This is a genomic window from Brevundimonas sp., from assembly GCF_023259385.1.
GTDB lineage: Bacteria > Pseudomonadota > Alphaproteobacteria > Caulobacterales > Caulobacteraceae > Brevundimonas.
In genome coordinates this window covers 1-6249 of the sequence record NZ_JAHFPF010000212.1, presented here as the reverse complement: position 1 = coordinate 6249, position 6249 = coordinate 1, and the positions used below count along the sequence as shown (strand labels likewise).

General features: G+C 67.2%; 8 protein-coding genes. All 8 read left to right on the top strand.

Annotated elements, in window-relative coordinates:
• Nucleotides 1-2009: NADH-quinone oxidoreductase subunit NuoG (gene nuoG, locus Q0C81_RS14550; protein WP_291839413.1), on the top strand; the 2009-nt coding region annotated here is incomplete at its 5' end.
• Nucleotides 2010-2129: 120 nt separating this feature from the next.
• A complete protein-coding gene (nuoH, locus tag Q0C81_RS14545; protein WP_291839418.1) occupies nucleotides 2130-3203 on the top strand; it encodes an NADH-quinone oxidoreductase subunit NuoH in 1074 nt (357 codons plus the stop codon).
• The gene (locus Q0C81_RS14540) at nucleotides 3200-3445 is read left to right on the top strand and encodes a hypothetical protein (protein WP_291839411.1); all 246 of its coding nucleotides are present in this window, start codon (nucleotides 3200-3202) and stop codon (nucleotides 3443-3445) included. The genes nuoH and Q0C81_RS14540 overlap by 4 nt, the downstream gene beginning before the upstream one ends.
• Nucleotides 3442-3657, top strand: coding sequence for a hypothetical protein (locus tag Q0C81_RS14535; protein ID WP_291839408.1), 216 nt, complete (start codon nucleotides 3442-3444; stop codon nucleotides 3655-3657). Before Q0C81_RS14540 ends, Q0C81_RS14535 begins: the two co-directional genes overlap by 4 nt.
• Nucleotides 3657-4148, top strand: a complete 492-nt coding sequence (gene nuoI / locus Q0C81_RS14530; RefSeq protein ID WP_291839405.1) for an NADH-quinone oxidoreductase subunit NuoI — start codon at nucleotides 3657-3659, stop codon at nucleotides 4146-4148. The genes Q0C81_RS14535 and nuoI overlap by 1 nt, the downstream gene beginning before the upstream one ends.
• Before the next feature lie 74 nt (nucleotides 4149-4222).
• Nucleotides 4223-4849, top strand: a complete 627-nt coding sequence (locus Q0C81_RS14525; RefSeq protein WP_291839402.1) for an NADH-quinone oxidoreductase subunit J — start codon at nucleotides 4223-4225, stop codon at nucleotides 4847-4849.
• Entirely contained in the window at nucleotides 4849-5157 is a 309-nt protein-coding gene (gene nuoK / locus Q0C81_RS14520) for an NADH-quinone oxidoreductase subunit NuoK (RefSeq protein WP_291839400.1), read from the top strand. The genes Q0C81_RS14525 and nuoK overlap by 1 nt, the downstream gene beginning before the upstream one ends.
• Nucleotides 5158-5165: 8 nt before the next feature.
• Nucleotides 5166-6249 (top strand): NADH-quinone oxidoreductase subunit L (gene nuoL / locus Q0C81_RS14515; protein WP_291839415.1); only part of this gene is annotated, 1084 nt, incomplete at its 3' end.

Genomic DNA, 6249 nt, shown 5'->3' with positions numbered 1-6249 from the left:
TCGAGCCCGGGATGACCGTGCTCCAGGTCGCCGAAAAGGCCGGCCATGAGATCCCGCGTTTCTGCTTCCATGAGCGCCTGTCCATCGCCGGCAACTGCCGGATGTGCCTGGTCGAGGTGAAGCCCGGACCGCCGAAGCCGCAGGCGTCGTGCGCCCTGCCGGCCGCCGAGGGCCAGGAGATCTTCACCGACACGCCGATGGTCAAGAAGGCCCGCGAAGGGGTGATGGAGTTCCTGCTCATCAACCACCCGCTGGACTGCCCGATCTGCGACCAGGGCGGCGAATGCGACCTGCAGGACCAGGCCGTCGGCTACGGCCGCGACGGCTCGCGCTACGCCGAGAACAAGCGCGCGGTCGAAGAAAAGAACATGGGTCCGACGGTGAAGACCTTCATGACGCGGTGCATTCAGTGCACGCGTTGCGTCCGCTTCATCACCGAGGTCGCCGGCGTTCCGGACATCGGCATGATCTCGCGCGGCGAAGACGCCGAGATCACCACCTATCTGGAAAAGAACATCGACAGCGAGCTGTCGGGCAACGTCAACGACCTGTGCCCGGTGGGCGCCCTGACGCACCGCCCGTGGCAGTACCACTACCGCCCGTGGGAGCTGAAGAAGACCGAGACCATCGACGTCATGGACGCGCTGGGCTCGAACATCCGCGCCGACTTCAAGGGCTCGGAAGTCATGCGCGTGCTGCCGCGCGTGAACGAGGGCATCAACGAGGAATGGCTGTCGGACGTCAGCCGCTACGCCGTCGACGGCCTGCAGCGCCAGCGCCTGGACCGCCCCTATGTGCGTGAGAACGGCCGCCTGCGCGCCGCCTCGTGGGACGAGGCCCTGGGCGTCGTGGCCGCCAAGTTGAACGCCGCGCCGGCCGATCGCATCGGCCTGGTCGGCGGCGACCTGCAGGACGCGGAATCGATGAAGGCGGCGCTGGACCTGTTCCGCGCCCTGGGTTCGGCCCACACCGACTGCCGCCAGGACGGCGCCGCCCTGGGCGTCGGTCCGCGCGAAGGCTGGCTGTTCAACACCGGCCTGCAAGGCATTGAAAACGCGGACGCCGTCCTGATCGTGGGGGCCAACCCGCGCACCGAGGCGCCGCTGCTGAACGCCCGCCTGCGCAAGGGCTGGCTGGCCGGCAAGACCGAGATCGGCCTGATCGGCGAACAGGCCGCCCTGACCTTCGACTACAGCTGGCTGGGCGCCGGCTCCAAGACCCTGGCCAAGCTGCCCAAGGCGGCGATGGACTTCCTGACCAAGGCCGAGCGTCCGGCGATCATCGTCGGCTCGGGCGCCCTGACCGGCGCGAACGGCCCGGCCGTGCTGAACGCCCTGGGCGCGCTGGCCAAGAAGGTCGGCGTGGTCACCGAAGGCTGGAACGGCTTCAACGTCCTGCACACCGCCGCCTCGCGCGTGGGCGGCCTGGACATGGGCTTCGTCCCGGGCGAGGGCGGCAAGACCGTCGCCGAGATGATCAAGCCGGGCGCGCTGGACGTGCTGTTCCTGCTGGGCGCCGACGAGATCGAACTGGGCGGCTCGGACGCCTTCCGCGTCTATCTGGGTTCGCACGGCGACCGGGGAGCCCACGGCGCCGACGTGATCCTGCCGGGCGCCGCCTACACCGAGAAGTCGGGCCTGTATGTGAACACCGAAGGCCGGGTGCAGATGGCCGAACGCGTCGTCTTCCCCAAGGGACAGGCCAAGGAAGACTGGGCCGTCCTGCGCGCCCTGTCGGCCCTGGTCGGCCAGACCCTGCCGTACGACACGCTGGACGCGCTGCGCGCCAAGCTGATGGCGGACCATCCGACCTTCGGCCGCATCGACTACCTGCCGACGCCGGCGTCGTTCGACGTGGCGGCGCTGGGCAAGAAGGGCGACCTGGGCGACGTGGCCTTCGCCTCGACGGTGCGCGACCCCTACCTGAACAACCCGATCACGCGCGCCAGCGTGACGATGGCCGAGCTGTCCGCCCAGCGGATCGCCCCGGTCGCGATGGCGGCGGAGTAACCGATGACCGACGTCGTTTCCCCCAAGTCCAAGCCGAACGTCCTGGCGGTGCTGTTCCTGACCGTCGTCGGTCTGGCCGTCGCCGCGGGCCTCGTCGCCCTGGCCGTCTGGGCCTGGGGCCTGATCCCGCCGGCCTTCTGGGCCGGTCCGGTGGGCTGGACCCTGATCACCGCGGGCGGGATCCTGCTGGTCACCGTCGGGATCCTGATCTCGCTGGCCTTCCTGCTGCTGGCCGACCGCAAGATCTGGGCGGGCGTGCAGATGCGCAAAGGCCCCAACGTGGTGGGCCCGTTCGGCCTGCTGCAGTCGTTCGCCGACTTCTTTAAATTCGTGCTGAAGGAAATCGTCGTCCCGGCCGGCGCCGACAAGGTCGTCTTCCTGCTGGCGCCGCTGCTGACCTTCATCCTGGCCTTCATCGCCTGGGCGGCCATTCCGTTCGCGCCGGGTTGGGTCGTCTCCGACCTGAACGTCGGCATCCTCTACATCTTCGCCATCTCCAGCCTCGGCGTGTACGGCATCATCATGGGCGGCTGGGCTTCGAACTCGAAGTATCCGTTCCTCGGCTCGCTGCGGTCCGCCGCGCAGATGGTTTCGTACGAAGTCTCCATCGGCCTGGTGATCATCAACGTCATCCTGCTGGCCGGGACGATGAACCTGACCTCGATCGTCACCCAGCAGCAGGGCATGATCTGGAACTGGTTCGCCTTCGGCGGCGGGGCAGGGACCTGGCCGACGATCCTGGTGATGTTCCCGATGGCGATCATCTTCTTCGTCTCGGCCCTGGCCGAGACCAACCGCCCGCCGTTCGACCTGCCCGAGGCGGAGTCCGAACTGGTGGCCGGCTATCAGGTCGAATACTCCTCGACCCCGTACCTGCTGTTCATGATCGGCGAGTACGCGAACATCGTCTTCATGTGCGCCATGATCAGCCTGCTGTTCTTCGGCGGCTGGAACCCCGGCGTGCCGCAGGATTGGCTGGACGCCCTGCCGGGCTGGCTGGAGCAGGCGGTCTATCTGGTCACCTTCTTGGCCAAGATCGTCTTCTGGTTCTGCATGATCGCGCTGGTGAAGGCCTTCGTGCCCCGCTACCGCTACGATCAGCTGATGCGCCTGGGCTGGAAGATCTTCCTGCCGACCTCGCTGGTCTGCGTCGTCGCCGTCGCCGCCTGGCGCGTGTTCGCGGTGGGTTCATGATCCGCACCCTCGCCCTTTCCGGACTGATGCTGGCGGCGCTGGCCGCCGGCGGCTGCCAGACGGTCTTCAAGCCGATCCAGCCCGAGGTGATCTCGCCGATCGACCGCATGGATCGCGCCGAGGGCGCCCGGCAGCGCGGCCCCCAGACGCATCCGGACTGCAGGATCGAGCCTCGTGGCGGAAGCCAGGAGGACCAGCGGCGCCGGCGCGAGGCCTGCGAGCGGATGGAGCGCGGCCAATGATGCGCGTCCTGACCCTTCTCGTGGCCGCGGCCGCACTGACCGCCTGCGCGGGCCAGCCCTACGAACCCCTGCCGGTGTCGCCCCATCAGTGGCAGCAGCGCCAGGAACGCATCCAGCGTCAGGAGGCCGAGCGCCTCCAGCGTTGCGAGGCGATGGATAAACAGAGCGAGCGTTACGCCCGCGAGTGCCCGCGTACCGGAGGCGCGCAATAATGCTGAACCGTCTCGTCCAGGCCGCGAAAGGCGCTCTGCTGCTCGACGCCGTCGGCGCCATCGGCCTGTCGCTGAAGTACATGGCGCGGCCCAAGGCCACGGTGAACTATCCGTTCGAGCGCAATCCGCAGTCGCCGCGCTTCCGCGGGGAGCATGCGCTGCGCCGCTATCCGAACGGCGAGGAACGCTGCATCGCCTGCAAGCTGTGCGAAGCCATCTGCCCGGCCCAGGCCATCACCATCGAGGCCGAACCGCGCGCCGACGGCAGCCGCCGCACGACCCGCTACGACATCGACATGGTCAAATGCATCTACTGCGGCCTGTGCCAGGAGGCCTGCCCGGTGGACGCCATCGTCGAGGGGCCGAACTCCGAATACGCCGTCGAGAACCGCGAAGAGCTGCTCTACGACAAGGATCGCCTGCTGGCGAACGGCGACCGCTGGGAACGGCAGATCGCCAAGAATCTGGAACTCGACGCGCCTTACCGCTAAGGCGCAATCGCTGAACGGGGAGGACGATTCCACACGGGATCGCCGCCCATAACCGAAAGGGGCTGAGGCCTCCGATGTTGCAAGGCATTGCCTTCTATCTGCTGTCGACGGTGGCCGTCGTGGCCGGCCTTCTGGTCGTCACGGCGAAGAACCCCGTGCACAGCGTGCTGTGGCTGATCCTGGCCTTCTTCTCGTCGGCGGGGCTGTTCGTCCTGCTGGGGGCGGAGTTCCTGGCCATGCTTCTGATCGTGGTCTACGTCGGCGCCGTGGCGGTGCTGTTCCTGTTCGTCGTCATGATGCTGGACGTCGACTTCCTGCGGCTGCGCGAAGGCTTCGCGCAGTATCTGCCGCTGGCGGTGATCGTCGCGGGTGTCCTGCTGGCCGAGATGGTCATGATCTCGCTGACCGTGGTGAACCGCGGCGCCGCCGCGGACGCGGCCTCGCCGATGGTCGCGACGGCGGACGCCTCGAACGTCGAGACGATCGGCCGGGTGCTCTATACGGACTACGTCTACTTCTTCCAGGCCGCGGGCATCGTGCTGCTGATCGCCATGATCGGCGCCATCGTCCTGACCCTGCGCCACAAGCCCCACATCAAGCGCCAGAAGGTCGCCGACCAGGTCGGTCGCGACGCCAAGACGGCCATGGAAGTGAAGTCGGTCACCACCGGCGCGGGCGTCACCCCCGAGGATCTGGTCTGATGGTCGTCACCCTGCAGCACTATCTGGCGGTCGCCGCCATCCTGTTCACCATCGGGGTGTTCGGCATCTTCGTGAACCGCAAGAACGTCATCATCATCCTGATGTCGATCGAGCTGATCCTGCTGGCCGTGAACATCAATTTCGTCGCCTTCTCGAGCTACCTCAATGACGTGTCGGGGCAGATCATGGCCATGTTCGTGCTGACCGTGGCCGCCGCCGAGGCGGCCGTGGGCCTGGCCATCCTGGTGACCTTCTTCCGTAACCGCGGCGACATCGCCGTGGACGACGCCTCGGTCATGAAGGGCTGATCGTGAATATCCAGCTCCTCGTCACTCTCGGGATCTTCGCCCCGCTTCTGGGCGCGACCATCGTCGGCCTGTCGGGCCGCCGACTGGGCAACGTCGTCTCCCAGGCCATCACCACGGGCCTGCTGTTCTTCTCGTGCGTCATCGCCTGGATCGTGTTCAGCCAGTGGACCTGGGGCCATCTGGAGCCGTTCACGCTCACCCTGGCGCCCTTCATCCACGTCGGCGACTTCGTCTCCAACTGGTCGATCCGCATCGACGCCCTGTCGGCCACGATGCTGGTGGTCGTGACCAGCGTGTCGTCGCTGGTTCACCTGTATTCCTGGGGCTACATGGCCGAGGACCCGGACAAGCCGCGGTTCTTCGCCTACCTGTCGCTGTTCACCTTCGCCATGCTGGCGCTGGTCACCGCCGCCGACTTCATGCAGCTGTTCTTCGGCTGGGAAGGGGTGGGCCTGGCGTCCTATCTGCTGATCGGCTTCTGGTACAAGAAGCCCACCGCCAGCGCCGCCGCCATCAAGGCCTTCGTGGTCAACCGGGTCGGCGACTTCGGCTTCGCCCTGGGCATCTTCACCGTCTTCTGGATGTTCGGCACGATCCAGTTCGCCGAGTTCTTCCCGATGATCGCCGCCAAGGCCGGCACGGGCTGGGAGTTCCTGGGCCACACCTGGTCGGGGCTCGATCTGGCGGCCTTCCTGCTGTTCATCGGCGCCATGGGCAAGTCGGCCCAGTTCTTCCTGCACACCTGGCTTCCGGACGCGATGGAAGGCCCGACCCCGGTGTCGGCGCTGATCCACGCGGCGACCATGGTCACCGCCGGCGTCTACATGGTCTGCCTGCTGTCGCCGCTGTTCGAGCACGCGCCGACCGCTTCGGCCATCGTCGCCACCATCGGCGCGGTCACGGCCCTGTTCGCCGCGACCGTCGGCCTGGCCCAGAACGACATCAAGCGGGTCATCGCCTATTCGACCTGTTCGCAGCTGGGCTACATGTTCTTCGCCGCGGGCGTCGGCGCCTATGAGGCGGCCATGTTCCACCTGTTCACCCACGCCTTCTTCAAGGCGCTGCTGTTCCTGGGCGCCGGCTCGGTGATCC